General features: G+C 57.3%; 1 protein-coding gene. It reads left to right on the top strand.

Features of this window, described 5'->3' with window-relative positions; genetic code table 11:
- Positions 1-46: 46 nt before the first annotated feature.
- The coding region (locus EN914_RS37435; protein WP_206527352.1) for a GAF domain-containing protein at positions 47-668 on the top strand (622 nt) is incomplete at its 3' end.

The raw sequence follows: 668 nt of genomic DNA, 5'->3' as shown, positions 1-668 counted from the left end.
GTACCCGAACTTAAGCTCGGCCACTGTGAGACAAGAGCCAGCCGGGATGGTCGACACTCCGCTCGCGAAAATGGATGACCAAGCGGTCGACAACGCATCACAGGCACTATCGGCGGAGTTGGTCCTGCCGGCCTTGCTGGGTAAGCTCATGCGCCTGGCAGTCGAGCACGCTGGAGCAGAGCGGGGCTTGCTCATTCTCCTGCAAGGCAACGAACCGCACATCGAGGCGCAGGCAACAACGACGCAGGGAAGTGTGGAGGTTCTGGTCCGAAGCGTTGCGGTCACGCCATCTGATCTTCCGGCTTCGGCACTTCACTACGTTTTGCGTACGCGCGAGCGTCTGGTCTTGGACGATGCGTCTTCCGAAGGGCTCGACAGCGAAGATGAGTACGTTTCGCTCAACCGACCTAGATCGGTACTGTGCCTGCCGATCTTCAAACAAGAGAAGGTAATTGGCGCACTTTATCTGGAGAACAATCTGACCACGCGCGCGTTTACTCCTGATCGTGTTTCGGTGCTGGATTTCCTCGCCTCACAGGCCGCTATTTGGCTGGACAATGCGCAACTCTATTCGAATTTGCGCCGCAGCGAAACGTGGCTGAGAGAGGCTCAGCATTTGAGTTCCACGGGCAGCTTCTACTGGCGCGTCGATTTGGATACGGTGGAAT

The sequence above is a fragment of the Mesorhizobium sp. M7A.F.Ca.CA.001.08.2.1 genome, from assembly GCF_003998455.1.
Classification (GTDB): Bacteria; Pseudomonadota; Alphaproteobacteria; order Rhizobiales; family Rhizobiaceae; genus Mesorhizobium; species Mesorhizobium ciceri.
This window is presented reverse-complemented; position numbering and strand designations above follow the sequence as displayed.